Below are 23,703 nucleotides of genomic sequence, written 5' to 3' on the forward strand. Positions count from 1 at the left end.
GCTCTCGACCTCAGCATGGACCCAACAGCGCGAGCCCGTCAATCCCGCTCATTACGGCACTTGCGAGCTTGTTGTGCAAGTGTATAAATAGCGCTCCATGAAATTTTCTCGATTTTTTTCAGCTAAAAAGGGCTTGGATGAACGCTTTCGGATCACAGTCCATGGCGGCGCCGCTGCGACGCGTTCTGATGCGGTCGGCGGCCAACGCCATGCGCAACGCCGACGGGGCTGCCTGGCACTATGGCCCGGGATTCAATCCGGCGAAAGCGGCATTGCAGCACGCCGTCCTTGCTGAACTGGTGGCGGCTTCCGGCGCTGAAATCGAATGGATCGAGGACAAGGCCGATGGCCTTTCGGATTCGGTGTTCACGCACGACCCATCGCTGATGACCGACCGCGGCGCGCTTATTCTGTCCATGGGCAAGCCCTTGCGCGCCAGCGAGCCCTCGCTGCATGAGGAAACCTACGGAAGACTGGGCATTCCGATCCTCGGCCGCGTCGAGGCTCCCGGCCAGGTCGAAGGCGGTGATTGTGTATGGGTGGATGCCCGCACGCTGGCGATCGGGCGCGGTGTCCGCTCCAACCAGGAAGGCATCCAGCAGGTTTCCAACCTGCTGACGCCGCTGGGCATTTCAGTCTACGGCTTTGACCTGCCGCTGTGGCAAGGGGAAGAGGCGTGCCTGCATCTGATGTCGGTGATCAGCCCGCTGGCCGACGATCTCGCACTGGTCTATTCACCGCTTTTGCCGGCCGCCTTCTATCAAATGCTGAAGGCGCGCGGCATCCGGCTGGTCGAGGGTGATGCCGGAGAGTTTGCCGCCTCCAACGGCCTCAGCCTGAACGTGCTGCCGACCAGCCCGCACAAGGTCATTGCCGTTGCAGGCTTTCCCAAGACCAAAGCCGCCATGGAGGCAGCCGGCTGCACCGTAGAAATCTTCGAGGCGGATGCACTCTGCATCGCCTGCGAAGGCGGGCCGACATGCCTGACGCGGCCGATCCTGCGCCAATGAATGCGCCGTCCCGCCGCAAGTTCCGTCGCGAGGGCGAGGAGCGACGGCGGCAGGATTTGATCGAAGCGACCCTGAATAGCGTGGCGGAACACGGCTTGGAGGGCGCCACCTTGCGCACCATCGCATTGCGCGCCGGCGTCACCGCCGGGCTGATCCGGCACTATTTCCCCGGTAAGGAAGAATTGCTGCAGGAAGCCTATGCAGCGCTGATGGGCCGCATGACCGAGCAGGCGAAAGCGGCGTTGGTCATGGAAGATGCCTCGCCGCGCAAACGCCTTGCGGCTTTCGTCACAGCCAACCTCAATGCGCCAATCATCGATGCGCGGGTGTTTTCGCTCTGGGCAACCTTCATCGGCCGCGCCGGCTCGGACCCGAGCCTGGCTCGCGCCCACCGCGAAGGTTACCTTGGCTTTCGCAACGAGGTGGAAGCCGTCGTGGCCGAGGTGCTCGCCGCCGAACAGCGCGAGCTGGACGCAAGCCAACTGCGCCATCACGCCATTGCGATTAACGCGATCATCGACGGGCTCTGGGTGGAAGGCTGCCTGGCTGGCGAAATGTTCTCGCCTGGCGAATTGGCGACGATTGGCATCAAATCTATCGAGGCCGAGCTCGGCCTCGCGCCGGAAAGGGGAGAAAACCAATGACCACACTCGGCGAAGCCCTCATCACGCTGCTTGAAGCCCATGGCGTCGACACGGTCTTCGGCATTCCAGGCGTCCACACGGTCGAGCTCTACCGTGGGCTGGCGCGCTCGAAAATCCGCCATGTCACGCCGCGCCACGAACAGGGCGCCGGCTTCATGGCCGACGGCTATGCCCGCGCCAGCGGCAGGCCGGGTGTCGCCTTCGTCATCACCGGCCCGGGCTTGACCAACACCCTTACCGCCATGGGCCAGGCGCGCGCCGATTCGGTGCCGATGCTGGTCATCTCGGGTGTCAACGCCATGCCGACGCTGGGCAAGGGGCTTGGCTTCCTGCACGAACTGCCAGATCAGCGCGGCATGATGGAGAAGGTGGCGCTTTTGTCGCAGCGCGTCACCGAGGCCAGCGAATTGCCGGGCGCGTTGGCCCAGGCCTTCGCCCTGTTTTCATCGTCGCGACCAGGTCCGGTGCATATCGAGATTCCGACCGATGTCATGGTCAAGCCGGCGGACGACATCGCGGCACTGCTGAGCAATGCGGCGCCGCCTGCTCCGGACGGCGAGGCAATTGCCAGCGCGGCCAAACTCATCGCCGCCGCGCGCCGCCCGCTGATCCTGGCCGGCGGCGGCGCCAAGCGGGCCGAGGCGGCGCTGCAACGCCTGGCCGAAAGACTGGGCGCGCCGGTGGTGGAGACCACGAATGCGCGTGGCCTGCTGCACCGCCATCCGCTCTGCGTGCCGGCAAGTCCCAGCCTGAAGGCGGTTCGTGCACTGATGGCCGAGGCCGATCTGGTGATTGCCGCCGGCACGGAGTTCGGCCCGACCGATTATGACGGCTATGGCGATGGCGGCTTTGTGCTGCCTTCCAATCTGATCCGCATCGACATCGGCGCCGACCAGCTTGCGCGCCGTCCGGTGACGGTCGCCATCCAGGCCGATTGTGCCGAGGCGATCGAGGCCCTGCTCACCGCGATCGGCGCCGCTCATACTGCCGCGCCGGACGGCGAGGGGCGCGCAGCCGAGGCACGGAAGGCGGCTTTTGCCGAGCTGAGCCCCGCCTATGTGGCGCAGGTGCATGCCGTGGAAATGATCCGTGACGCCTTGCCGGGCGCGATCGTCGTCGGCGACTCGACGCAGCCGATCTATGCCGCCAACCTCTACTACGATCACGATCGCCCGGGCGGCTGGTTCAACGCCGCCACCGGCTTCGGCGCGCTTGGTTATGGCCCACCGGCCGCGATCGGCGCAGCCCTTGCCATGCCCGATGCACCAATTATCTGCCTGACTGGCGACGGCGGGTTCCAGTTCACGCTGCCCGAACTTGGTGCGGCGCTCGACGCCCAGGCGCCGGTCATCTTCGTGGTCTGGAACAACAGAGGCTATCGTGAGATCGAGACCTCGATGCTCGATGTCGGCGTGGAACCCGTCGGCGTGTCGCCGGCGCCGCCGGATTTCTGCAAGCTGGCCGAGGCCTATGGCATCGGCGCCGAACGGCTGGGAAATATCGACGCCTTGCCGCAGGCGCTGAAGCACGCCCGGGCAACGGGACTGCCGCGCGTCATCGAAATCTCGGTCGACTGAGTATTGGCTGCGTCAGCGTAGAAACAGAGAGCTGGAGCGGGTCAGCGATTCTAACAAACGCTGAACCGCTCTAAAGGCGTGTCTCAACCATCGGCCGGCCATGTCATTTTTCAAGGAACAGGCGTCCTTTCGCGATCCGCTGACATTTCCTCATCTCGCACCATTGCGTTGGGCGGCATCCTCGCCTGAGCTGCCTTGGCCCGTGAGGAAGACCGCAGCGAAGCTTTGCATGACGCTCGCGCGAAAGAAGAAGCGGCGCGCCCGGCGTGTGGCGGTCGACCATTCGCATTGGTCCTCCGCCAGCACGCCGACGGGCGGCCTCGGTCCGATCTGGCAATACTGGGCGCAAGGCGCCGACCATGCCCCGCCCCTGGTCAGGGCATGCCTGCGCTCGGTCGCGCGCCACAAGGGTTCGCGCGACCTTGTCGTGCTCGACGACAAGACCGTGGAGGCCCATATCGATTTGCCCGGCCATGTCTGGGACAAGCGGCGGCGCGGGCTGATGAACAGCCAGCATTTCTCCAATTTCATTCGCCTGAGCCTGCTCTCCCGGCACGGAGGAACATGGCTCGATGCCACCATCCTGCTCCGGCAGCCGGTGCCGCCCGAAATCGAGCGCGAGGATTTCTACATTCTGCGCGAGACCAATCGCCATCCGCGGCTTGTGGAAACCTGGTTCATTCATGCCCGCAAGGGGCACCCGCTGGTCGAGACGGTGCTGCACGGCCTCGTCGACTACTGGCGGAAGTACGACGCCCTGCACGACTACTTCATGTTCCTGTACCACTTCGAGGCCTCGCTCCTGCTGCACCGCCCGTTGCGGCGCGACTTCCTGCGCATGCCGCAAATCGGCGCGGACCGGCCGCACGAATTGCAATGGCGGCTCTTCGAGCCGTTCGAGGAGGCCAGGCATCGCAGGCTTTTCGATGGTTTCTGGCTGCACAAGCTCACGCATCACGAGCAGCGCCCAGCCGTCGGTGAGCATCTGCTGTGGGACGCGATCGTTTCGGGCTGGCCGGCGTCCTGACGCATGCAAAGACGCGACGGCTGCCATGTCGAGATATCAATTGAGTGATCGCCCGAAAGGCGCGACGCTTCGCGTCGGCGCGGCAAAACAAGCGACATAATTACAAGAAAATGACAGGAGCGGTCCAGGATGACGGAAACACTTGAAGGCAGGCATATCGTTGTAACCGGTGGAACCGGCGCGCTTGGTGGCGCGGTGGTTGGCAGGCTGCTGGAGCAGGGTGCGATCTGCCACGTGCCGAACGCGCATGCCGCGGCGCCTTCGCACTTCCCCTTCACCACACACCATAACGTCAAGCTGGCGCACAATGTCGACCTCTCGGATTCCGCCAAGGTCGAGGCGTTCTACAGCCAGGTGCCGGCCCTGTGGGCATCTGTCCATCTGGCGGGCGGCTTCGCGATGGCGCCGGTGGAAAAGATCGAATCCGCCTCCTTCGCCGAGATGATGGACACCAATGCTCGCACCACCTTCCTGTGCAGCCGGGCGGCGGTGCGTTCGATGCTGGCGTCAGGCATGGCCGGCCGCATCGTCAATGTCGCCGCGCGGGCGGCATTGGAGCCTCGCCGGGGCGCGGGCATGGTCGCCTACACCGCCAGCAAGGCGGCGGTTGCCGCGATGACCGTGGCGATGGCCGAGGAATTGAAGCACAAGGGCATACTGGTCAATGCCGTGGCGCCCTCGACGCTCGACACACCGGCAAACCGTGCCGACATGCCGGATGCCGATTTCACCAAATGGGTCAGCCTCGAAGCGGCCGCTGAAGCTATCGCCTACCTCGCCTCTCCGGCCAACCAGGCGATGAGCGGAACGTTGGTGCCGCTCTACGGCCGGGCGTAGCTCCGCGTCGGCCGAACCGGTTTTTGCCAAAGAAAAACCCCGTCGGATCGCTCCGGCGGGGTTTTGTCATTCTGGACTAAGCGAAGGACTTCGCTTCGCGAAGGCCTTAGTTGCCCTGCTTCTTCAGCGCGGCACCCAGGATATCACCCAGCGAAGCGCCGGAGTCGGTCGAGCCGTACTGGGCGACCGCTTCCTTCTCCTCGGCGATTTCCAGCGCCTTGATCGAGACCTGCAGCTTGCGGGTCTTCTTGTCGAATGCGATGACGCGGGCATCGACCTTCTGGCCGACGGTGAAGCGCTCGGGGCGCTGCTCGTCGCGGTCGCGGCTGAGGTCCGAGCGCTTGATGAAGGTCTCGATGCCGCTGTCGACCAGCCGCACTTCCAGGCCGCCATCCTTGACGCCGATGACTTCGCAGGTGACGACGGCGTTCTTGCGCAGTTCGCCCGAAGTCGCCGCTTCGCCGACCGTGTCGCGGGCCAGCTGCTTGATGCCGAGCGAGATGCGCTCCTTGTCGATATCGACGTCGAGCACCTGCGCCTTGACCATGTCGCCGCGATTGTACTCTTCGATGACCTGCTCGCCCGGACGGGTCCAGTCGAGGTCGGAGAGGTGCACCATGCCGTCCACGTCGCCTTCCAGGCCAATGAACAGGCCGAACTCGGTCTTGTTCTTGACCTCGCCCTCGACCTGGCTGCCGACCGGATGGTTGCGCGCGAAGGCTTCCCACGGATTCTCGAGCGTCTGCTTGAGGCCGAGCGAGATGCGGCGCTTGGCCGGATCGACCTCGAGCACCACCACGTCGACTTCCTGGGTCGTCGACAGGATCTTGCCGGGATGCACGTTCTTCTTGGTCCACGACATTTCCGAAACGTGGATGAGGCCCTCGATGCCCGGCTCCAGCTCGACGAACGCGCCGTAGTCGGTGATGTTGGTGACGGTGCCCTTGATCTTCTTGCCGATCGGGAACTTGGTGCCGATCTCGGACCACGGATCGCTCTCGAGCTGCTTCATGCCGAGCGAGATGCGGTGGGTTTCCTGGTTGATGCGGATGATCTGCACCTTGACCGTCTGACCGATGTTGAGGATTTCGGTCGGATGGTTGACGCGGCGCCATGCCATGTCGGTGACATGCAGCAGGCCGTCGATGCCGCCGAGGTCGACGAACGCACCGTAATCGGTGATGTTCTTGACGACGCCTTCGACAACCTGGCCTTCTTCGAGGTTCTGCACAATTTCCGAACGCTGTTCGGCGCGGCTTTCCTCGAGCACGGTACGGCGCGACACCACGATGTTGCCGCGACGGCGATCCATCTTCAGGATCTCGAAGGGCTGCGGGTTGTGCATCAGCGGGGAGACGTCGCGGATCGGGCGGATATCGACCTGGCTGCGCGGCAGGAAGGCCACGGCGCCGTCGAGGTCGACGGTGAAGCCGCCCTTGACCTGGTTGAAGATGACGCCTTCGACGCGCTCGCCCTTGGTGAACTTCTCTTCGAGACGGACCCAGCTCTCTTCGCGGCGGGCCTTCTCACGCGACAGCATCGCTTCGCCAAGCGCGTTCTCGATGCGCTCGACATAGACTTCGACGGTGTCACCGACTTTGAGGGTGGTGTCCTTGCCCTTGACGCCGAATTCCTTCAGCGGCACGCGGCCTTCGACCTTGAGGCCGACGTCGATGATGGCCATGTCCTTTTCGATCGCGGTGATCGTGCCCTTGACGACCTGACCTTCGCCGGAGTGGCCGGTGGTGAATGATTCTTCGAGCAGGCTCGCGAAATCGTCGCGAGTGGGGTTTGCAGCTGACATTGTTTCTCCTGGAGTGCCCCGCATCTCAAGCGGGACGGGCGCCGTGGGTTAGCGTTGCGTTGGCCTGCCGGCGTTCCGGGCTCAAAAGCCCTGGGCCGCTTTCAAGCGGCAATTCCGGCGCATGAAGAATGCTGGCAGGCTGGTTCGTGCCCGATATGGGTATTTTCTTTGCTTCCGGCAACGGAAGCAGGGGAGAAAACCCGGATCAGGCCTTGTCTCTCTTGGCCAGCACGTCGTCTATAACAGCCATGGCCGCGAGAAACGCGGCTTCTATAGCCATTTCGCTGGTATCAAGCAAGTGCGCGTCGGCTGCCGGCTTCAATGGCGAGTCGGCGCGGCCCATGTCGCGCTCGTCACGGCGTTGGATGTCGGCGAGGATCTCGGCGAAATTGGCCGTACCGCCGATGCTTTCGATCTCGGCCAGCCGGCGCTGTGCCCGCACCTCGGCACTCGCCGTCACATAAAGTTTGATGTCGGCGTCGGGGCACACCACGGTGCCGATGTCGCGGCCGTCAAGCACCGCGCCCGGCGGCGTCCTGGCGAAATCGCGCTGCTTTTCGACCAGAATGCGCCGCACGGTCGGGAAAACCGCGACCTTCGAGGCCGCCTCGCCGACCGCATGCGCCGACAGCACCGCGCGGTCGAGCTTTGCCAGGTCGACCTGGCGCGCCGCGGTTTCCGCCGCCGAGACATTGTCGAGCGGCAGCCCGACCCGCAGCAGCGCATGGGCGACCGCGCGATAGGTGAGGCCGGTGTCGAGCAGGTTCAGCCGGTAGTGGTCGGCCAGCCGCCGGGCGAGGGTGCCCTTGCCGGCGCCGGCTGGGCCGTCGATGGCGATGGTGAAGATTTGTGTCATTGGCATGCAGACGCCTTATGCATGGAAACAGGCCCCCGCGACTTCGTCATCCTAGGGCGTAGCGAACGCGAAGCGGAGCGAAGACCCTGGGATCCATGCCGTGACTTCAGCCAAAGAACGCTGCGGATCAGAATTTTGCACCGTTGCGGCGCCCTGAGGTCATGGCATGGATCCTGGGGTCTGCGCCGCGTCGCTGCGCTCCTTGCTTCGCCCCAGGATGACGAAGCACGGGATGTCGCCGGCCAATCTCCAAGGTTTGCGATTGCCACTGTCACCCGATCTCCGCGCCTAGCCCCTTCATCAGCCCCATGAACTCCGGAAAGCTCGTTGCAATCATATTGGCATCGTCGATGGTGACAGGCTTGTCCGTCGCCAGTCCCATCACCAGAAAGCTCATGGCGATGCGGTGATCGAGATGGGTCTGCACGGTCGTATCCTTGCCGTTGGGATGGCCACCCAACCCCCCGCCGCCCGGTCTGCCGCGCACGGCGAGCGAAGCTTCGCCCTCGGTGCATTCGACGCCGTTGAGTTTCAGACCGTTGGCGACGGCCGACAGCCGGTCGGATTCCTTTACCCGCAGTTCTTCCAGCCCCTGCATCAACGTCTCGCCCTCGGCGAAGCTCGCGGCAACGGCCAGCACCGGATACTCGTCGATCATCGACGGTGCCCGCTCGGGCGGCACGGTGACGCCCTTCAATTCCGAGTAACGCACGCGCAGGTCGGCGACATCCTCGCCGCCCGCATTGCGCGGGTTGAGGATGTCGATCTTGCCACCCATCTCCTGCAGCGTCAGAAGCAGCCCGGTGCGGGTCGGGTTCATCAGCACGTTCTCGATCACGATGTCGGAGCCCGGCGCGATGAGCGCGGCCACAAGCGGGAAGCCGGCCGAGGACGGGTCGCCAGGCACGGCGATCGTCTGGCCGGTCAGCTTGCCCTGGCCTTCGATGAAGATGTGGCGCACGCCGCGTTCGTCGGTCTCGACCGACAGGTTGGCGCCAAATCCCTTCAGCATCTTTTCAGTATGGTCGCGCGTCATCACCGGTTCGATGACGGTGGTGATACCCGGTGTGTTGAGGCCGGCGAGCAGCACCGCCGACTTCACCTGCGCCGAGGCCATCGGCACGCGGTAGGTGATGGGGGCGGCGTGCTTCGGCCCGTGCAGCGTGATCGGCATGCGGTCGCCCGGTGTCGCCTTCAGCACCTGCACGCCCATCTGGCGCAACGGCTCGAGCACGCGGCCCATCGGCCGGCCCGACAGCGAGGCGTCGCCGATGAAGGTCGTTTCCATGTCGTAAGTGCCGACGAGGCCCATGGTCAGTCGCGAGCCGGTGCCGGCATTGCCGAAATCGAGCGGCCCTTCCGGCTGCAGCAGCGCGCCGTTGCCAGTGCCCCGGATCACCCATTCGGTGCCGCGCTTTTCTATATGCGCGCCCATCGCCCTCATGGCCGCGCCGGTGCGCATCACGTCCTCGCCTTCCAGCAGGCCGGTGATGCGGGTTTCGCCGGAGGCGAGGCCTCCGAACATGAAGGAGCGATGCGAGATCGACTTGTCGCCCGGCACGCGTGCGGTGCCGTAAAGGGCGGATGATTTGCGGGCGGTGGCCGGCTTGGCAGCGACGGCGTGAGACATGGAATTTCCCTGGACGGAATGCCGGCGTGCCGGCGCTTTTCATTTGTTGCGGCGGTCTCGTATCACGGCGGGGCGGAATGGTCATCCCCATGGGCGTCACTTGGCTCGAGGCCTTTCAATGCATGGTTTTGTGACGCCGGCTTTTGGCTTTGACAGCGCCGCAAACTGTGGTTAAGGGGACCACTCTTTTATTCACGAGGCTTGCCGTGGCAAAAACCGAACTTGGCACAAAACGTATCGACCCTGAAACGGGCCGAAAATTCTACGACCTGAACAAGGACCCGATCGTCTCGCCCTATACAGGCAAGACCTATCCGCGTTCCTATTTCGAGGAAGGCAAGGTCGCCGCCCTCGAGGAGGAAGAGGAAGTGGCCGAGAAGGAAGTAGACGCCGAGGACGAGGAAGGCGTTGAAGTCGTCTCTCTCGAAGAGGCCGACGATGACGCCAAGGGCGACGATCTGCCGGATCTGGGCGATGACGAGGATGTTGACCTTGGCGACGACGAGGATGACACATTCCTTGCCGACGAAGAGGAAGAGGACGACGACGTTGCCGACATGATCGGCGTCGGCGACGATGACGACGAAGTCTGATCTGCTAGCGATGCAGGTGTTTGCACGCTTTCTCGGTCTGTGAACAAAAAGCCGTCTATGAAGGCTTGATATTGACGAAAGGCGGGGTTAGAAGCCGCCTGCACTAACGGCGCGGTGTTCCAACCCGCGCCGGATCTCTTCACCGGAAACGGTGCCGGTTGACTGCCGGATGTGGGGCCATAGCTCAGTTGGGAGAGCGCTTGAATGGCATTCAAGAGGTCGTCGGTTCGATTCCGATTGGCTCCACCAGTCCCTTCCAGGGTCTTCAGGAAAACCCTCTGATCTCAAGCTCTTACACGGAAATGTGGTCCACGGTGGTGGCGCACGTTGAGGAGAATTTCATCCCTCGTCCGGCGTGATGTCTCCGGCTTCGCGGCAACGTCTGTCGGTTTCGGTTGCGCGCTCCCGATGGGGCTCCCATTCAGCAAATTGCGGCGGCTAAGCTTGCGCCATCAGGCAGCGTCCGCGCCGAACTCGACAGCAAACCCCGCGTCGATCGCACTTCGTGCTATGTGGTCGCCAAGTTCCCAATCCGTGAGCTCACACAGCGGAAACCTCTTCCTCACGGCATGAATAACCTCGAATACCGAGACGCTCGGTTTGTCGACATTGTCGATCAGGTAGCGGACAACCGCTTGGCGAATGTCCACTGGAGCCGTCGTCTGCGCAAGTGCGGGCATCTGCGGCCTATGAGTGGAGCCGCGATACTGCGCTATCGGCTGGTGTCGCGTCGAAGGCGACGGGCACGTCGTGAACGATGCATGCAGCCGCGAGCAGGTCTTCCAACTCTCTGTCGGTGGCCTTGCACGCCGGCATCAGTGTTCGGATGGCTCGGATCGCCTGGGCAATGGACAGGAACCGCGCCCTGCCTCTGGAAAGCACGTAGGCCTCGGCCGCCTTTTCAACCGTGATGGTGTGGAACGTATTGGTCATCCAGAGTTCCTCCCTGAGCCGGAGCCAACGCGATTTACGGACAACACTCAGCGATCTGCAAGCATATGTCCGATTGCGGACAAATCAGGCAGGCGACCGGCGAACTGGCGCTGTTCCTCCTCGCCATAGGCTCCGTGTGTAAGTTTTATCAAGCCGACGCGGTCGACAATCGTGATCTCGCCGCGCTTGGCGTGAACCAGTCCCCGATATTCAAGCATTTGCAGGGCCGTGGTAACGCCCGGCCTCCGCGCGCCGAGCATGGTCGCCAGAAACTCGTGCGTCAGGTAGATCTTGTTTCCTTCACAGCGGTCATGAACCATGAGCAACCAGCGGGCCAATCGCTCCTCTATCTTCGAGTGGCCGTTGACCACCGCTGTTCGGGTTGCCTGGACAAGGAATGCGTTGGCATAGCGAAGCAGGGACTCGCGAAAGCTCTGGCTGCTCGCAAGAAGCGCGCGAAGACTTTCAACCGGCAGGCACCAGCCATTGCCGGCGACCTGGATATAGGTGTCGTTGGGAGACCGGTCCTGGCCGAGAACGACCGTAACCCCGGTCATGCCATCGTGGCCGACAATGCCAACCTCGCCCTGGCGCCTTCCGAACATGGTGGCGACGACCGACGCGATACCTGTCTCGGGGAAATACACGTGCTGGATCGGCTGATAAGCGGTTTCCAGCGGGCTTTTGAGGCCCAGTTCAACCTGACGTATCGACGGCAGGATCGTCGCAAAATCCTCAGGCGCCAAGGTTCTCAAAACATAATTGCGTATCTGGGATTGGGACATGCTCTTTCCCCGTTCCGGGCAAGAGCAAATACCCTCTCACTGTCGGCGGCATCCGAATGACTGGCGGCCGATGCGGCAGCATAGGCCTTGGAGGCCCCACTGGCAAACACTTGTGGCGGTGCGCCGGCGCACAACGGTGTCTCTCCGCGGGAGGCGATTGGATCACAAGCTTCGGTTCCTTCGCCATGCCGCCGGAAACGCACGCCCATGCGGCGGCTTGAGCGCATGGCCGCCGATTGGCCCATCCCCGCGGTATCCCGGGCGAAATCATCGCCGTGATACTCCCAACAGGCGAAGAGAAGGCTTTCCGGCTCGCGCAGGACGATTGACAGCAGCGGATGTTGGCGCGGCTGATGACGGCGAGCACTTCGGCCAGGCTTCGGCATGGACGCTTGTATTTGCGCGATCGCCTCGGCCTTCAGGCCGATACCATTCTTCGCATATGCTGGTCATGTCCGCTTGCGATCGAGGACGAGCGTCAGCCGAGAAGCTCGGCGGCGACTTCGAGCGTGTTGCGAAACGACGTCTCCAGATGGTGTTCCATTGCCTGCGCGGCGCCCTCGGCATCATGTCGCTTCAGCGCGTCGAGAATGGCTTCGTGCTGCTCGATCGTCTGTTCGCCATAGCCGGGTTTGGGAATGGCGAGATAGCGGCCACGGTCCATCTGCGCCTTGGAGATGTCGACGGCCCGCCAGATCATCGGCAGGCCGCAGATCTCGGCGATGGTGCGGTGAAAGACGTCGTCGAGCTGGATCGCGGTGGCGTAGCGGCCGCGCGATATTGCGAGCTTGTGCGCCGCCATATTGTCCTCCAGCAGTTCGGCGGCTGCCGGCGTGAGCTTCACCGCCGCGCGCCTGGCGCTTTCCATCTCCAGCGCCCGGCGGATGACATAGGCCTCTTCCAGGTCGGCGCGGCTGATCGGCGCGACATAGGTGCCCGTCTGTGCCAGGATCTTGACGAGGCCCTCGTCGCTGATGCGCTTGACGGCTTCCCGCACCGGCGTGCGTGAGACTCCGAGGGCCTCGGCGATCGCCACCTCATTGATCACCTCCCCGGGCTTCATCTGTCCGACGACGATCAGGTTGCGGATCTTCTGATAGATCTGATCGCGGAGCGGCAGAGCCCGATTGAGCGTCGAAGGGTCCAGGTCCATGGCAAATCCGTAGCTTCGTTCACCGGAAATGATCGGATTATATTAGAATGGAGATAGGAATGCATTCAATGCGCGCTCCAACCGCTCCGCGGGCAGGATCGCTGCAGTGCAGCCTGGCCGCGACGCCCTTTGCGCCAGGGTTGGTCCGCTCAGCACGACTTCGCTTACGCGCAATTTACGACCGTCGGCTACATCAGTTCCTGTCTGATTCGTCCGCGACAGGAACCCCATGAGCAAAGCCCTCACGACCTTCGCACTCGCCGCCGTGCTGACCGCCTTGCTCATGGCGCTGAGCCTGGCCGTGGCCCGGCATGGCTATCCCTACGGGGTGACCGGCGTGAAACGGCTCGACGGCATCGCCGATGCGGGAACGTTCATCCCGCTTGCCGCGGTCTATTTCTTCAGCGCGCTGCTGATGATGATCCTGCCGATCAGGGCGGCGAGCATCGTTCTCACCCACGCCGCCGACGCGATCTTCTGGACCGTGATCGTGCTGCTCGCCACCATCGTCGGTGGCCTTCTCGCCCGATGGGCCTTCGGCCAGGGCAGCGCCCTGCTGGCATTGCTGAACTGGCGGTTCCTGTTCGCCGTGGCGATTGTCGGCTGCCACTTCGTCATGAACGAGCTGCGCCGCAACGTGCTGTTGCGCAGCCTGTTCTTCGTCGTCTTCGCGGCCGCGACGCTCGCCTGCCTGTTCTGGTCCTTCACGCTATGAGCGCGATCGCCGCTGGCTAATTTCCGGCCGCGATGTGGCCGGCGGCCTGCTCCATCCATGTCCAGAGATAGGCTGCAAGGCCACGGTCGACATGGATGCGCAACCTGTTCTCATGGCGGTACACGATAGCGCTGACGCCGGCGAAGGAAAGTGCCGCACTGGCGCTTGGCTGGCGAGGATCGAGCGTCGTCCCGCGTGCGATGAAGGCATCGAGAGCCGGGCCCTCGACCTCGAACACCTGCAAGCCGGCGCTGATCGTCGTCACCGCGAGACCTTCGCCGTGCCAACCTGCGGGGATGGCGAGCGGGTTGCTTGATACGACGAGCAGGCGGTCGCGCGCCAGTCGGACCGAATAGCGTATGCCCTCTGTCAGGCCGAATGCACCGGCGGCCGTTCCATCGAACCCTGAGACCTCGGCCCATGCGGCAAGGTCGCCGCTGACCAGCCGTTGGTGCAGTCCGGTGATCGGGCTTATCTTGAGCCCCGGCACTTCGATCGTGGCGCTCTGCCAGTCCGGCGCGACGGACCATTTTTCCGCGAGATCACGCATGCAGCCGGTCTCCTGCCGGGTCGAAAGCGCAAGGGGCGGCAATGGTCGCCGTGCTGACCTTGCCGAGATGCTGGATTTCGATCGTCTCGCCATGGCGGGCAGCACCACGCTCGATCAGGCCAAGCGCGACCGGCCGGCCAAGCGTCGGGCTCTGGTAGCTTGAGGTGACAAAGCCCTGGCTGCGCAGCCTGCCGTCGCTCCGCTTGATGCCATGCGCGCCGGTTGGCAGCGGCGCATCGCCTTGCGGCACCGTCAGGCCGACAAGCTGCAGCCGGTTGTCGCGTGAAGCCTCGTCGGTGGACAGCGAGCGGCGGCCGACAAATTCGGTCTGGCGTTTGGCGCGGGGACCCTCCACGCCGAGATCATGCGGCAGTGTGGTCCCGTCAGTGTCCTTGCCGATGACGATGAAGCCTTTCTCCGCACGCAGGATCATTAGCGCTTCGAGGCCGATGATAGCGGCATCGAACGGCTGGCCGGATTCGCGCAGACGGGTCCATAGGGTCTCGGCGCGGTCCGCGCGGATCGAGATTTCATAGCTCCTGTCGCCGGTAAAGCTCACGCGCTCGATGCGGACCTCGTCGCCGCCATAGCTGCCATGGCCTATCGCCATATGCGGCAGGTCTGCATCGTCGAGCGAGAGGCCAAAATCCAGTTTTTCGAGCAGCTTGCGGGCGTTCGGACCGGAGACGGTCAGCGTTGCCATTTCTGCTGTGGCGTTGTGAATATAGATGGCGTCGCGGCCAAAGCGGTCTTGGCGCCATTCCTCCAGCCGCGCGTGCACAGCCGCGACATGCGAGGACGAGCACGACACGACGAAGCGATGCTCATCCAGCCGCACCAGCACGCCGTCATCGAACACCACGCCGTTCTCCGACAGCATGAAGCCGTAGCGGCAACGGCCGGGCTTCAGCGTCGACATGGTGTTGTAGTAGAGGAAATCGACGAATTCGGCCGCCTGCGGTCCGATCACCTCGATCTTGCCGAGCGTCGAACCGTCGAAAAGCGCGACCGACTGGCGCGCACGCCGCGCCTCGTCCTGGATCGTACGGTCCGCATCGGCATCGCGACCGCCATAGTGGGCAGGCCGCAGCCAGCCGCCATATTCCTGGAACACGGCGCCATCGGCGCGATGGATGTTTTCCAGCGGCAGCCGACGCACCGGCGCCATCAACTCGCCCCCGCGCGCACCGGCGAAGCTCGCCAGCGGCACCGGCGTGAACGGCGGGCGATAGGTGGTGGTGCCGACCTCCCGCACCGTGCGGCCAGTGATGCCTGCCATCAGCGCCAGGCCAGGCAGGTTGGAGGTCTTGCCCTGGTCGGTCGCCATGCCGAGCGTGGTGTAGCGCTTCAGATGCTCGACCGAGACGAAATTTTCGCGCGCCGCCAGTTCGACGTCCTTTACCGTCACATCGTTCTGATAGTCGATCCAGATGCGCCCCTTCGACCCGGGCACCGGCCAGGCGGCAACGATGCCGCCAGTCGCCTCCGGTCCGGTGCTGCGCGGCATCTCCGCGTTCGTTTGGCCGAGCGATGCAACAGCGTTCTGCGAGCCTGCGAACACCTCCGACAAGGAGACCGCGCCGGCCGCGGCGCCGGCGACGGAAATGCCCTCGACCGGATCGCCCGGCAGGAACGCGGCGCGCGCCTCGCTCCAGGAAAGCTTGCCCTTGGCCTGGCCGAAGAGGTGGATGGTCGGTGTCCAGCCGCTCGACACCAGCACGCAATCGGCGTCGAGCCTGGTGCCGTCGTCCAGCGTCACGCCCTCGACGCGCAGCTTGCCGTTGGCGGCGGCAAGCGATCGCCCCTTGACCAGCCGCACCTTGGTGGCTGGCATGCCGTCACGCCTGATGTCGACCAGCGTGACTTCGGCGCCGGCCTCGGCGGACGCCTCCGCCACTTCATAGGCGCTGTCATTGTTGGTGGCGACGACGATGCGCCTGCCGGCCAGCACGGCATGGCGCCTGAGATAGGCGAGCGCCGCATCCGCCGACAGGATGCCCGGCAGGTCGTTGTTGGCGAAGGGCAGCGGCCGCTCGATGGCACCCGTCGCCAGCACGATCCGGCGCGGCCGGACCCGCCACAGCGTGTCGCGCCGGCCGTCGAAATGACGCTGGTTCAGCCCGACCAGATTGTGGTCGTAGATGCCGAAGGCGGTGGTTGAAGGCAGGATCAGGTGGCCGCCGGCGGCAAGCTCGGCAATCGTCTCGTCGATCCAGATGGCAGCCGGCTTGCCGTCAATCTCGCCGGCGCGGTGGCCGAGCGATCCGCCCGGCTTCTGCTGGTCGTCAACCAGCATGACCGAGAAGCCGGCGCCTGCCGCCAGTTTCGCCGCCGCCAGTCCAGCCGGTCCCGCGCCCACCACCAGAACGTCGCAATGATGGTTGATCTGGTCGGCCGAGCCCGGCGAGGTCCAGCCCTTGTCCACTTCGCCCAGCCCAGCCATGGCGCGGATGCGCGGCTCGAACATGTGCCAGTCCGGCCACATGAAGGTCTTGTAATAGAACGCCGCTGGAATGAAGCGCGAGCAGCGGTCGAGGAAGGCGTTGCGGTCGGCGAGCGCACTGGGCGTCGCGTTGACGCTTTTTGCCACCAGCCCGTCATATGCCGGCTCGGTCGTGGCGCGCGTGTTCGGCGTGGTCCGGGGGCCGCCGACATCCACCAGCGCGTTCGGCTCCTCGACGCCGGCGCCCCAGATGCCGCGTGGCCGGTGGTATTTGAAGCTGCGGCCGACGACCGCGATATCATTGGCCAGCAGCGCCGAGGCGATGGTGTCGCCGGCAAAGCCCTCAACGCTTGTGCCGTCGAAGCTGAATCGGATTGGGCGCGATCGGTCGATCGCGCTGCCACCGATGGTGAGACGCGAGGCGGTCATGCCGCGTGCTCCCCGCCAAGAGCGGTCGAGGACAGCACCTCGTGCGTGACCGTGTCACGTTCCATGACGAAGAACTCGCCGCAACTCATGTGCACCCAGATTTCGCGCGCCGCACCCTTCGGGTTGCTCCTGAGATAGAGATAGTTTGCCCAGCGCTCGACCGGCAGATCGGCCCCGTCAGGCCGGACATTGCCGGCATCGCCGCCAAAGTGGAATTCCGTCTCGTCGCGCGGACCGCAGAACGGGCAAGGGAAGAGCTGCATGATTGCCTCTGGTCCTGTCTTAGTGCGCGATGCCGGAGCCGGCCGCTTCATCGATCAGCCGCCCGCTGGCAAAGCGATCGAGGTCGAACGGACGGCTGATGTCGTTGTGCCTGCCCGTTGCCAGCAAGTTTGCCAGCAGAGTGCCGCCAGCGGGAATGGCCTTGAAGCCGCCCGTGCCCCAGCCGCAATTCAGGAATAGATTGGGCAGCGGCGATTCACCGATGATCGGCGAGGAGTCCGGCACCACGTCGACAATGCCCGCCCATTGCCGCATCAGCTTCAACTGGCCGAAGATCGGGAACATTTCCAACAGGCCGGCAACGACGGTTTCCAGCGTCGGCAGATTGCCGCGCTGCGCATAGGAGGGGATGCGGTCAAGTCCGCCGCCAATGACGATCTCGCCCTTGTCCGACTGGCTGACATAGACGCCGGTGCCGGGCGACAGCACAACCGTGTCGAGGATCGGTTTCACCGGCTCGGAAACACAGGCCTGCAGCGCGTAGGAATTGATCGGCAGCCGGAAGCCGGCCTTGGCCGCCAGCACCGAGGAATGGCCGGCCACCGCCATGCCGATGCGCTCGGCGCGGATCGTGCCACGCGTCGTCTGCACGCCACGGCAGCGCCCACCCTCGATGATGAAATCGCTGATTTCGCAATTCTGGATGATGTCGACGCCGAGCCGGCTCGCCGCCCGCGCATAACCCCAGGCGACCGCGTCGTGGCGCGCCGTTCCGGCGCGGCGCTGCCAGATGCCGCCGAACACCGGAAAGCGCGCGTCCGGTGAGAAATTGTAGATCGGCGCCACGCGCCGTACATCCTCGGGCGAAAACAGCTCCGCATCGATGCCGTTGATCTGCATGGCATTGACGGTGCGCGCGCCCATCTCCATTTCGACTGTCGAGTGGCAGAGATTGACCATGCCGCGCTGCGACAGCATGACGTTGTAGTTCAAATCCTTCGACAGGCCTTCGTAGAGCCTGTGCGCCAGCCCGTAGAGTTCGACGCTCTCCGGGTAATAATAGTTGGAGCGCACCACTGTGGTGTTGCGGCCGGTGTTGCCGCCGCCGATCCAGCCTTTTTCAAGGACCGCCACCCTGGCGATGCCGTGGTTCTTGGCCAAATAGTAGGCTGTCGCCAGCCCATGGCCGCCGCCGCCGATGACGATCGCGTCGTAGGACGGCTTCGGCTCGGGCGAGCGCCACGCCTGCTTCCAGCCGGTCTGGCCGGCCAGGCCTTCCTTGAACAGCGACAGAGCGGAATAGCGTCTGGTCATGGCGTGCCGGCCAGGCCTGATTTGGGGAAGGGGGCGTGGATCATTGTATGGTCTTCTCTATGGACGTCACCGGTTCGATCGGTCACGCCGCATCGCCTTGCGAGAGGATCGTAAGGCGACGAAGCGCATCTCTTTCGATGCCGACGATGTGGGTTGTCAACTGCGTATCGGCATCGGCCGCGTCGCGGTCGACAAGCGCCATGGCGAGGCTCTTGCCGACGGTGTGGCCGTAGCCGCCGGAGGTGACGAAGCCGGCAAGCTTGCCCTTGTTCCAGACCAGCTCGTAGCCGCTGGCATCCGCATCCTCGGCGTCGATTTCGAGCGTCACCAGCGTTCGCCTCGCGCCGGCCTGGTTCTTTTTCAGGGCAGCCTCCGATTTCATCCTGTCGCGCTCCACCCGGTTGTGGCGATGCACCCTATCTTTGTTGTACACATGTGTCCAGTGCATCGCGAGAACCGGGCCGGAGGAGGCTGGTGTGTGGATATGGAGCAAGCCTGTTGCCGAGAAAGCTGCCGAGTCAGGCAGCCGGTGCCCCGTCTACCGTTTGCCGGAAAGTGTCTTCTCGACATAACGCGAAAAGTCCTCGACATCCTCGGCGGTCGGTTCCTGGCCGGTGAAGCTGCGCAGATAGGACGCGACATGCGTCAGGCGGCTGCTCATCGGCTCGTCGAGTTCGAGCGAGTAATAGCCGATCTGCATGAAATAGAGCACACGGGCACGCACGAACGCGTCTTCTTCTTCATAGCCATGGCGCATGAACATGTCGCGTATGGCATTGACGCGTTCTTCATCGGCCTGGTCGAGCGCGCGCCTTGTGGCGGGGGAGCGGCGCGCCCAGGCCCTGATCGCGAAATCGAGCCGGGGATCGAACAGCTTTTCGTCCACCCAGCATTCGAAAATGCTCATCACCCCGCGGATGACGGTGGCGGATGGCCGCCCGGCGCGTTCGACGATGAATCGGGTGTTGGTCTGCCGCCAATAGTCCAGCAATTGGTCGAGCAGGTCCTGCCGGCTCTTGAAATACCAGTAGAAGCTGGAGCGCGAGACATCAAGCTGCTGCCCGAGCGTCTGCACGCGGACGCGTTCGACGCCATCCGAGATCAACGTTTCAAGCGCCAGCTTCAGCCAGTCGTCACGAGTGGCCTTGATGTTGCCGGTGACGCCGGCGCGCTGAATCGTCGTTTCGATGGCTGCCATCGGTATGACGCATGACATGCCGGATCAGGCAAATCAAGGCTATGTACATCGCTGTACAGGGCGTTTCGATTGAGCTGACGTGACGGCTGCGGGGATCTTAACCGGGCTGGCTGTCCATGGGGCGCTGCCGCCGCCATGCTATTGACGCTATGGCAGGCCCGGGGCTTTTGTCGCGGCGGCCCGGCCAGTACGTGCTTTCCCGCAGGGCAATTGTCTGGCAAATATCAAGTCAGAAAGATGCCGCCACGCGGCCAACCAGCAGGAAAGACGAGGACATGGCTCAGTTTCGAAAGAACCTCATCGATGGCGAATGGGTCGGCGACGCCGGGTCCCGCAACATCAACCCCTCGGATACCGGCGATGTCGTCGGCGAATACGCCTCGGCGGACGTGGAACAGACGGCCCAGGCGATCGCGGCGGCCAAGGCGGCCTTTCCCGCATGGTCCCGCTCCGGCCCGCTGGCGCGCCATGCGGTGCTGAAGAAGGCGTCCGATGAAATCATGGCACGCAAGGACGAAATCGGCCGCAACCTGGCGCGCGAGGAAGGCAAGACGCTGGCAGAAGGCATTGGCGAGACCATCCGCGCCGCCCAGATATTCGATTTCTTTGCCGGCGAAACATTGCGTCTCTCCGGAGAGATGGTGCCGAGCGTGCGGCCGGGTGTCGGCGTCGAGATCACGCGCGAGGCGGTCGGCGTGGTCGGCATCATCACGCCGTGGAATTTCCCCATCGCCATTCCGGCCTGGAAGATCGCTCCGGCGCTGGCCCATGGCAACACCATCGTCTTCAAGCCGGCCGAACTCGTGCCCGAGAGCGCCTGGTCGATCGTCGACATCCTGCATCGCGCCGGCCTGCCCAGGGGCGTGCTCAACCTCGTCATGGGCAAGGGCTCGGTGGTCGGCCAGGCGATGCTCGACAGCCCCGATGTCAACGCCATCACCTTCACCGGTTCGGTCGGCACCGGCAAGCGCGTCGCCGCGGCAAGCGTCGAGCACATGCGCAAGTTCCAGCTCGAAATGGGCGGCAAGAACCCGCTGGTGGTGCTGGACGATGCCGATCTTGCGGTTGCCGTCGACTGTGCCCTCAACGGCGCCTTCTTCTCGACCGGCCAGCGCTGCACGGCCTCGTCCAGGCTGATCGTGACCGATTCCATCCATGACCGTTTCGTCGATGCGCTGAAGGAGCGGATGGATGGACTGGTTGTCGGCGATGCGCTCGACGCGCAGACCCAGATCGGTCCGGTCGTCGACGCCACGCAGCTGAAGCAGGACGAGGATTATATCGCCATCGGCGTCAGGGAAGGCGCCACGCTCGCCTTCGGCGGCGAACGGCTCGACCGCAAGACGCCGGGTTTCTATCTGCGGCCGGCACTGTTGACAGACGCCACCAACGCCATGCGCAGCTCGCGCGAGGAAATTTTCGGGCCTGTCGCCAGCGTCATCAGGGTCAAGGACTATGACGAGGCGTTGGCAGTCGCCAACGACACGCCCTTCGGGCTGACCTCAGGCATCTGCACATCGAGCCTCAAGCACGCCACCCATTTCAAGCGCAATTCGGAAGCCGGCATGGTGATGGTCAACCTGCCGACGGCGGGAGTAGACTTCCACGTTCCCTTCGGCGGCCGCAAGGGCTCGAGCTATGGTCCGCGCGAACAGGGCCGCTACGCGATGGAATTCTACACCATGGTGAAGACCGCCTATACCTTTGCGGGTTGACTGGACGCCGGCCATCGGGCTGGCGGGCGTTCACTAGGGAATCGGCACGAGGCAATGACATTGCAGGACCTGATCTGGCTCAACCCGCCGCCGCACCACGTCATCGACGGCGATGCCGTCAGCGTGCGCTCCGGCAAGGAGACCGACTTCTGGCGTGAGACCTTTTATGGGTTCTGGCGCGACAACGGCCACTTCCTGTATCGGCCGGTCGAGGGCGATTTCACCGCCGAGGTCACCGTCAAAGGCGATTACAAGGTGCTTTACGACCAGGCCGGACTGATGATCCGGCTGAGCGAGACGCACTGGATCAAGGCCGGCATCGAATACACCGACGGTCTCGCCTATTTCTCGGTTGTCGTCACCAACGACACATCGGACTGGTCGCTGGTGGCCATTCCCGCCGGCCCGAACGGCGTCAGGATCCGCCTGACCCGCCATGGCGAAGCGATCCGCGTCCAGTATCTCGACGCTTCGGACGGCCACTGGAAGCCGGTGCGGCTTGCCTATTTCCCGGTCTCGAAAACGGTCGATGTCGGCATGATGTGCTGTTCACCGCAGCGCGAGGGTTTCGAGGTGACATTCTCCGGATTTTCGGTCGGCCCGCCGATTTCGCGGCAATTGCACGACTGATGCCTGGAGCATCTCAGGTGGAAGCCACGGCAGGCCGACGCATCACCACGGGACGTGTAGGATTTCCAGTTTCGGCAGGCCGACCGGCCTGACGCCAAGATCATTGGCGAGCATGCCGAAGGCTTCGGTCTCGATCAGGTCGCGGTAGGGAATTTCGGGGAAGCGAAGGCCGCCGCGATGCAAGGCGGCGTCGACCAGGAGCATGGTTCCGCCGACCGCATCGAGGCCGATGATGTCGAAATGCCTGACATCGCTGAGATGATAGCGGTTGGGCGTTTGCGCGGGCGGTTGGTGCAGTCCGCCGCGTATCTCGCGATAGTAAGGATAGTCCTTGGTCTGGCGTCTTATGACGAAGCTGTTGAGATCGAAGCTGCCGCCGCCGGCGATCTTCACGCAATTGGGCATCGCGATACGATGGCCAGTAGCGATCAGCCGGTTCAGCACATCGCCGGGGAAGCGCCAGACATCGATGTCGATCCACAACGCCCAGTCGTCGTCTTCCTTCAGTCCATGATCGATCAGGTGATTTCGCACCTTGGCAATCGCGCCCCGCCTCACCCGCTGCATGCTGGGCTTTGCCCGTTTTGCCCTGTCGAGCCTGGTGCCGACCTGTCTCCGCAGCAGGACGATGTCACGATATTTGCCGGCTAATCCTGCTGTCGCGGCTTGCAGGCGTTCCCAGCTCCCATCCAGGCTGTCGCCTTCGCAAAAGACCAGCTTGATCCTGTCCTTGGGATAGTCGAGCCCGTCCAGTGCGTCGAGAAAGGGCTGGATGAGATCGGCGGCGTCGCGAAGCGGCACCAGGACGGCAATGTTGCGGCCTGAGGGCGGCGGCGCCGACAGAACCGCCTTGTCGACGCTGGCTTTCGCCTCGGCCTCATCCAGATACGCGCCGCGCGTCAGCTGATACCGCAGCCGATAGGCTCGGTTGCGCAGCCTGGTCCTCCAGGTCGGTGGCGGCTCGGGGATCCACCATGTGCCGGCCCAGTGATGGATCGAAAGCGCTGCCGTGTCGTCGCCGGCTTCGCGCTTCGCGCTCCCGGCCGGCGTCACCGGCGTGAACAGGCCGGAAGGATGAATGGCAAAGGCAGCCTGATCGCTGTAGGCGAGTTGTGCGGAGGTCAACAGACAGGGTCCGGTCGCGTCGAGCACGTTCTTGGCGCTGGCGAGCCTGCGCATCAGGGAAAGCACTTGTATCCAGAAGGGATGACCGGCTGGGCTGGCCATCGTCCCGTTGAACAGGAGATAGGGCAGACCCCGGAGATCCGCCTGGATGGCTGCATGCGAGGCCGGCTCCTTGCACAGCACGACGCGGGTCTCGTCCATGATCGGATCGAAGGGGGCGAGGCATTCGCAATCGATGTCCGCGTAGATCCCGCCAAAATGATGCAGCAGCATGTAGCGGGCCGCATCCGACCGCTGCACGCCGTTCGTGTAACTGCAGAACATAGGCAGGAAATCCGGATAATGCTCGGCCACGAATTCGAGCAGCATCCGGTCGCTCCAGAACATCACCGTCCAGTTTGGATTATGCCGTTTCCAGCTGTCGGCATAGGCATGGAAGCGTGCGGGAACGCTGTCGGTCTTCCATGTCTGGTGCAGGATCGGCGGGATCATCGGCAGCTCATGGGGCGGATG

At 63.9% G+C, this 23,703-nt stretch carries 23 protein-coding genes and 1 tRNA gene; 10 read left to right on the plus strand and 14 right to left on the minus strand.

Translation table 11 applies throughout. The annotated features are described in order from the left end of the window. The first annotated feature begins 137 nt into the window (after positions 1 to 137). The 5 genes from FJ548_RS10880 to FJ548_RS10900 all read left to right on the plus strand — a co-directional run bounded on the left by FJ548_RS10880 (position 138) and on the right by FJ548_RS10900 (position 5,095). Entirely contained in the window at positions 138 to 1,010 is an 873-nt protein-coding gene (locus FJ548_RS10880; RefSeq protein WP_140606772.1) for a dimethylarginine dimethylaminohydrolase family protein, read from the plus strand. Next, positions 980 to 1,654 (plus strand): TetR family transcriptional regulator C-terminal domain-containing protein, encoded by a 675-nt coding sequence (locus FJ548_RS10885; protein WP_140777865.1) that lies wholly within the window; start codon positions 980 to 982, stop codon positions 1,652 to 1,654. Before FJ548_RS10880 ends, FJ548_RS10885 begins: the two co-directional genes overlap by 31 nt. After that, on the plus strand, positions 1,651 to 3,231 hold the full coding sequence (locus tag FJ548_RS10890; RefSeq protein WP_140606774.1) for a 5-guanidino-2-oxopentanoate decarboxylase: 1,581 nt from the start codon (positions 1,651 to 1,653) through the stop codon (positions 3,229 to 3,231). The genes FJ548_RS10885 and FJ548_RS10890 overlap by 4 nt, the downstream gene beginning before the upstream one ends. A gap of 229 nt (positions 3,232 to 3,460) precedes the next feature. Next, positions 3,461 to 4,258 carry a capsular polysaccharide synthesis protein gene (locus FJ548_RS10895; protein ID WP_181168763.1) on the plus strand — a complete coding sequence of 266 codons (798 nt, stop codon included), beginning with the start codon at positions 3,461 to 3,463 and terminating at the stop codon, positions 4,256 to 4,258. A gap of 129 nt (positions 4,259 to 4,387) precedes the next feature. Then, entirely contained in the window at positions 4,388 to 5,095 is a 708-nt protein-coding gene (locus FJ548_RS10900) for an SDR family NAD(P)-dependent oxidoreductase (RefSeq protein WP_140606776.1), read from the plus strand. A 106-nt stretch (positions 5,096 to 5,201) separates the two neighbouring features. On the opposite strand, the gene rpsA is transcribed toward FJ548_RS10900, so the two are convergent. The 3 genes from rpsA to aroA all read right to left on the minus strand — a co-directional run bounded on the left by rpsA (position 5,202) and on the right by aroA (position 9,385). Continuing rightward, complete coding sequence (gene rpsA / locus FJ548_RS10905) at positions 5,202 to 6,899, minus strand: 30S ribosomal protein S1 (RefSeq protein WP_140606777.1); 1,698 nt, start codon at positions 6,897 to 6,899, stop codon at positions 5,202 to 5,204. 205 nt (positions 6,900 to 7,104) lie between these two features. Next, positions 7,105 to 7,755, minus strand: coding sequence for a (d)CMP kinase (cmk, locus tag FJ548_RS10910; RefSeq protein ID WP_140777903.1), 651 nt, complete (start codon positions 7,753 to 7,755; stop codon positions 7,105 to 7,107). Between the two features lie 271 nt (positions 7,756 to 8,026). After that, entirely contained in the window at positions 8,027 to 9,385 is a 1,359-nt protein-coding gene (gene aroA / locus FJ548_RS10920; RefSeq protein WP_140777867.1) for a 3-phosphoshikimate 1-carboxyvinyltransferase, read from the minus strand. Positions 9,386 to 9,591: 206 nt separating this feature from the next. Between aroA and FJ548_RS10925 the strand changes: the two genes are divergently transcribed. Together FJ548_RS10925 and FJ548_RS10930 are read left to right on the plus strand one after the other, a co-directional pair. Next, on the plus strand, positions 9,592 to 9,978 hold the full coding sequence (locus FJ548_RS10925; protein WP_140745134.1) for a TIGR02300 family protein: 387 nt from the start codon (positions 9,592 to 9,594) through the stop codon (positions 9,976 to 9,978). A 173-nt stretch (positions 9,979 to 10,151) separates the two neighbouring features. Then, a tRNA-Ala gene (locus FJ548_RS10930) sits at positions 10,152 to 10,227 on the plus strand. Between the two features lie 203 nt (positions 10,228 to 10,430). On the opposite strand, the gene FJ548_RS10935 is transcribed toward FJ548_RS10930, so the two are convergent. The 4 genes from FJ548_RS10935 to FJ548_RS10955 form a co-directional block, all read right to left on the minus strand. Further along, positions 10,431 to 10,628: a hypothetical protein gene (locus FJ548_RS10935; RefSeq protein ID WP_246678620.1), complete on the minus strand. Its 198-nt coding sequence runs from the start codon at positions 10,626 to 10,628 to the stop codon at positions 10,431 to 10,433. A 37-nt stretch (positions 10,629 to 10,665) separates the two neighbouring features. Next, complete coding sequence (locus FJ548_RS10940) at positions 10,666 to 10,911, minus strand: hypothetical protein (RefSeq protein ID WP_140606781.1); 246 nt, start codon at positions 10,909 to 10,911, stop codon at positions 10,666 to 10,668. 47 nt (positions 10,912 to 10,958) lie between these two features. Next, on the minus strand, positions 10,959 to 11,696 hold the full coding sequence (locus FJ548_RS10945) for a Crp/Fnr family transcriptional regulator (RefSeq protein WP_140777869.1): 738 nt from the start codon (positions 11,694 to 11,696) through the stop codon (positions 10,959 to 10,961). A 478-nt stretch (positions 11,697 to 12,174) separates the two neighbouring features. Further along, entirely contained in the window at positions 12,175 to 12,849 is a 675-nt protein-coding gene (locus FJ548_RS10955) for a GntR family transcriptional regulator (protein WP_140606783.1), read from the minus strand. A 229-nt stretch (positions 12,850 to 13,078) separates the two neighbouring features. Between FJ548_RS10955 and FJ548_RS10960 the strand changes: the two genes are divergently transcribed. Further along, entirely contained in the window at positions 13,079 to 13,564 is a 486-nt protein-coding gene (locus tag FJ548_RS10960; protein ID WP_140695273.1) for a hypothetical protein, read from the plus strand. A 16-nt stretch (positions 13,565 to 13,580) separates the two neighbouring features. Here FJ548_RS10960 and FJ548_RS10965 read toward each other — a convergent pair whose 3' ends face one another. From FJ548_RS10965 to FJ548_RS10990, 6 genes are all read right to left on the minus strand, one after another. Beyond that, a complete protein-coding gene (locus FJ548_RS10965) occupies positions 13,581 to 14,114 on the minus strand; it encodes a hypothetical protein (RefSeq protein ID WP_140777870.1) in 534 nt (177 codons plus the stop codon). Further along, complete coding sequence (locus FJ548_RS10970) at positions 14,107 to 16,986, minus strand: sarcosine oxidase subunit alpha family protein (RefSeq protein ID WP_140777871.1); 2,880 nt, start codon at positions 16,984 to 16,986, stop codon at positions 14,107 to 14,109. The genes FJ548_RS10965 and FJ548_RS10970 overlap by 8 nt, the downstream gene beginning before the upstream one ends. Further along, positions 16,983 to 17,249, minus strand: coding sequence for a sarcosine oxidase subunit delta (locus FJ548_RS10975; RefSeq protein WP_140777872.1), 267 nt, complete (start codon positions 17,247 to 17,249; stop codon positions 16,983 to 16,985). The genes FJ548_RS10970 and FJ548_RS10975 overlap by 4 nt, the downstream gene beginning before the upstream one ends. Before the next feature lie 19 nt (positions 17,250 to 17,268). Further along, positions 17,269 to 18,522 carry a sarcosine oxidase subunit beta gene (locus FJ548_RS10980; protein ID WP_140695267.1) on the minus strand — a complete coding sequence of 418 codons (1,254 nt, stop codon included), beginning with the start codon at positions 18,520 to 18,522 and terminating at the stop codon, positions 17,269 to 17,271. A gap of 82 nt (positions 18,523 to 18,604) precedes the next feature. Beyond that, on the minus strand, positions 18,605 to 18,904 hold the full coding sequence (locus tag FJ548_RS10985) for a glycine cleavage T C-terminal barrel domain-containing protein (RefSeq protein WP_246671403.1): 300 nt from the start codon (positions 18,902 to 18,904) through the stop codon (positions 18,605 to 18,607). Positions 18,905 to 19,060: 156 nt separating this feature from the next. Then, positions 19,061 to 19,720 (minus strand): TetR/AcrR family transcriptional regulator, encoded by a 660-nt coding sequence (locus FJ548_RS10990; protein ID WP_181165463.1) that lies wholly within the window; start codon positions 19,718 to 19,720, stop codon positions 19,061 to 19,063. 275 nt (positions 19,721 to 19,995) lie between these two features. Between FJ548_RS10990 and FJ548_RS10995 the strand changes: the two genes are divergently transcribed. Both FJ548_RS10995 and FJ548_RS11000 read left to right on the plus strand, forming a co-directional pair. Beyond that, positions 19,996 to 21,435, plus strand: coding sequence for an aldehyde dehydrogenase family protein (locus tag FJ548_RS10995; RefSeq protein WP_140777873.1), 1,440 nt, complete (start codon positions 19,996 to 19,998; stop codon positions 21,433 to 21,435). 54 nt (positions 21,436 to 21,489) lie between these two features. Continuing rightward, positions 21,490 to 22,065 (plus strand): DUF1349 domain-containing protein, encoded by a 576-nt coding sequence (locus FJ548_RS11000; RefSeq protein WP_140777874.1) that lies wholly within the window; start codon positions 21,490 to 21,492, stop codon positions 22,063 to 22,065. Between the two features lie 42 nt (positions 22,066 to 22,107). On the opposite strand, the gene FJ548_RS11005 is transcribed toward FJ548_RS11000, so the two are convergent. Further along, the gene (locus FJ548_RS11005) at positions 22,108 to 23,682 is read right to left on the minus strand and encodes a glycosyltransferase (protein ID WP_140695262.1); all 1,575 of its coding nucleotides are present in this window, start codon (positions 23,680 to 23,682) and stop codon (positions 22,108 to 22,110) included. Between the last annotated feature and the right edge of the window lie 21 nt (positions 23,683 to 23,703).

Origin of the sequence: Mesorhizobium sp. B2-4-17, from assembly GCF_006441275.1 — a bacterium.
Classification (GTDB): Bacteria; Pseudomonadota; Alphaproteobacteria; order Rhizobiales; family Rhizobiaceae; genus Mesorhizobium.

What these genes read in the sequence shown, in the direction of transcription:
- FJ548_RS10975 (WP_140777872.1), bottom strand. Translation starts at nt 17,249, where the DNA reads ATGCAGCTCTTCCCTTGCCCGTTCTGCGGTCCGCGCGACGAGACGGAA.
- FJ548_RS10940 (WP_140606781.1), bottom strand. Translation starts at nt 10,911, where the DNA reads ATGACCAATACGTTCCACACCATCACGGTTGAAAAGGCGGCCGAGGCC.
- cmk (WP_140777903.1), bottom strand. Translation starts at nt 7,755, where the DNA reads ATGACACAAATCTTCACCATCGCCATCGACGGCCCAGCCGGCGCCGGC.
- rpsA (WP_140606777.1), bottom strand. Translation starts at nt 6,899, where the DNA reads ATGTCAGCTGCAAACCCCACTCGCGACGATTTCGCGAGCCTGCTCGAA.
- FJ548_RS10965 (WP_140777870.1), bottom strand. Translation starts at nt 14,114, where the DNA reads ATGCGTGATCTCGCGGAAAAATGGTCCGTCGCGCCGGACTGGCAGAGC.
- FJ548_RS10985 (WP_246671403.1), bottom strand. Translation starts at nt 18,904, where the DNA reads ATGAAATCGGAGGCTGCCCTGAAAAAGAACCAGGCCGGCGCGAGGCGA.
- FJ548_RS10880 (WP_140606772.1), top strand. Translation starts at nt 138, where the DNA reads ATGAACGCTTTCGGATCACAGTCCATGGCGGCGCCGCTGCGACGCGTT.
- FJ548_RS10890 (WP_140606774.1), top strand. Translation starts at nt 1,651, where the DNA reads ATGACCACACTCGGCGAAGCCCTCATCACGCTGCTTGAAGCCCATGGC.
- FJ548_RS10990 (WP_181165463.1), bottom strand. Translation starts at nt 19,720, where the DNA reads ATGGCAGCCATCGAAACGACGATTCAGCGCGCCGGCGTCACCGGCAAC.
- FJ548_RS10960 (WP_140695273.1), top strand. Translation starts at nt 13,079, where the DNA reads ATGAGCAAAGCCCTCACGACCTTCGCACTCGCCGCCGTGCTGACCGCC.
- FJ548_RS10970 (WP_140777871.1), bottom strand. Translation starts at nt 16,986, where the DNA reads ATGACCGCCTCGCGTCTCACCATCGGTGGCAGCGCGATCGACCGATCG.
- FJ548_RS11005 (WP_140695262.1), bottom strand. Translation starts at nt 23,682, where the DNA reads ATGATCCCGCCGATCCTGCACCAGACATGGAAGACCGACAGCGTTCCC.
- FJ548_RS10885 (WP_140777865.1), top strand. Translation starts at nt 980, where the DNA reads ATGCCTGACGCGGCCGATCCTGCGCCAATGAATGCGCCGTCCCGCCGC.
- FJ548_RS10900 (WP_140606776.1), top strand. Translation starts at nt 4,388, where the DNA reads ATGACGGAAACACTTGAAGGCAGGCATATCGTTGTAACCGGTGGAACC.
- FJ548_RS10955 (WP_140606783.1), bottom strand. Translation starts at nt 12,849, where the DNA reads ATGGACCTGGACCCTTCGACGCTCAATCGGGCTCTGCCGCTCCGCGAT.
- FJ548_RS10895 (WP_181168763.1), top strand. Translation starts at nt 3,461, where the DNA reads ATGACGCTCGCGCGAAAGAAGAAGCGGCGCGCCCGGCGTGTGGCGGTC.
- FJ548_RS10945 (WP_140777869.1), bottom strand. Translation starts at nt 11,696, where the DNA reads ATGTCCCAATCCCAGATACGCAATTATGTTTTGAGAACCTTGGCGCCT.
- FJ548_RS11000 (WP_140777874.1), top strand. Translation starts at nt 21,490, where the DNA reads ATGACATTGCAGGACCTGATCTGGCTCAACCCGCCGCCGCACCACGTC.
- FJ548_RS10980 (WP_140695267.1), bottom strand. Translation starts at nt 18,522, where the DNA reads ATGACCAGACGCTATTCCGCTCTGTCGCTGTTCAAGGAAGGCCTGGCC.
- aroA (WP_140777867.1), bottom strand. Translation starts at nt 9,385, where the DNA reads ATGTCTCACGCCGTCGCTGCCAAGCCGGCCACCGCCCGCAAATCATCC.
- FJ548_RS10995 (WP_140777873.1), top strand. Translation starts at nt 19,996, where the DNA reads ATGGCTCAGTTTCGAAAGAACCTCATCGATGGCGAATGGGTCGGCGAC.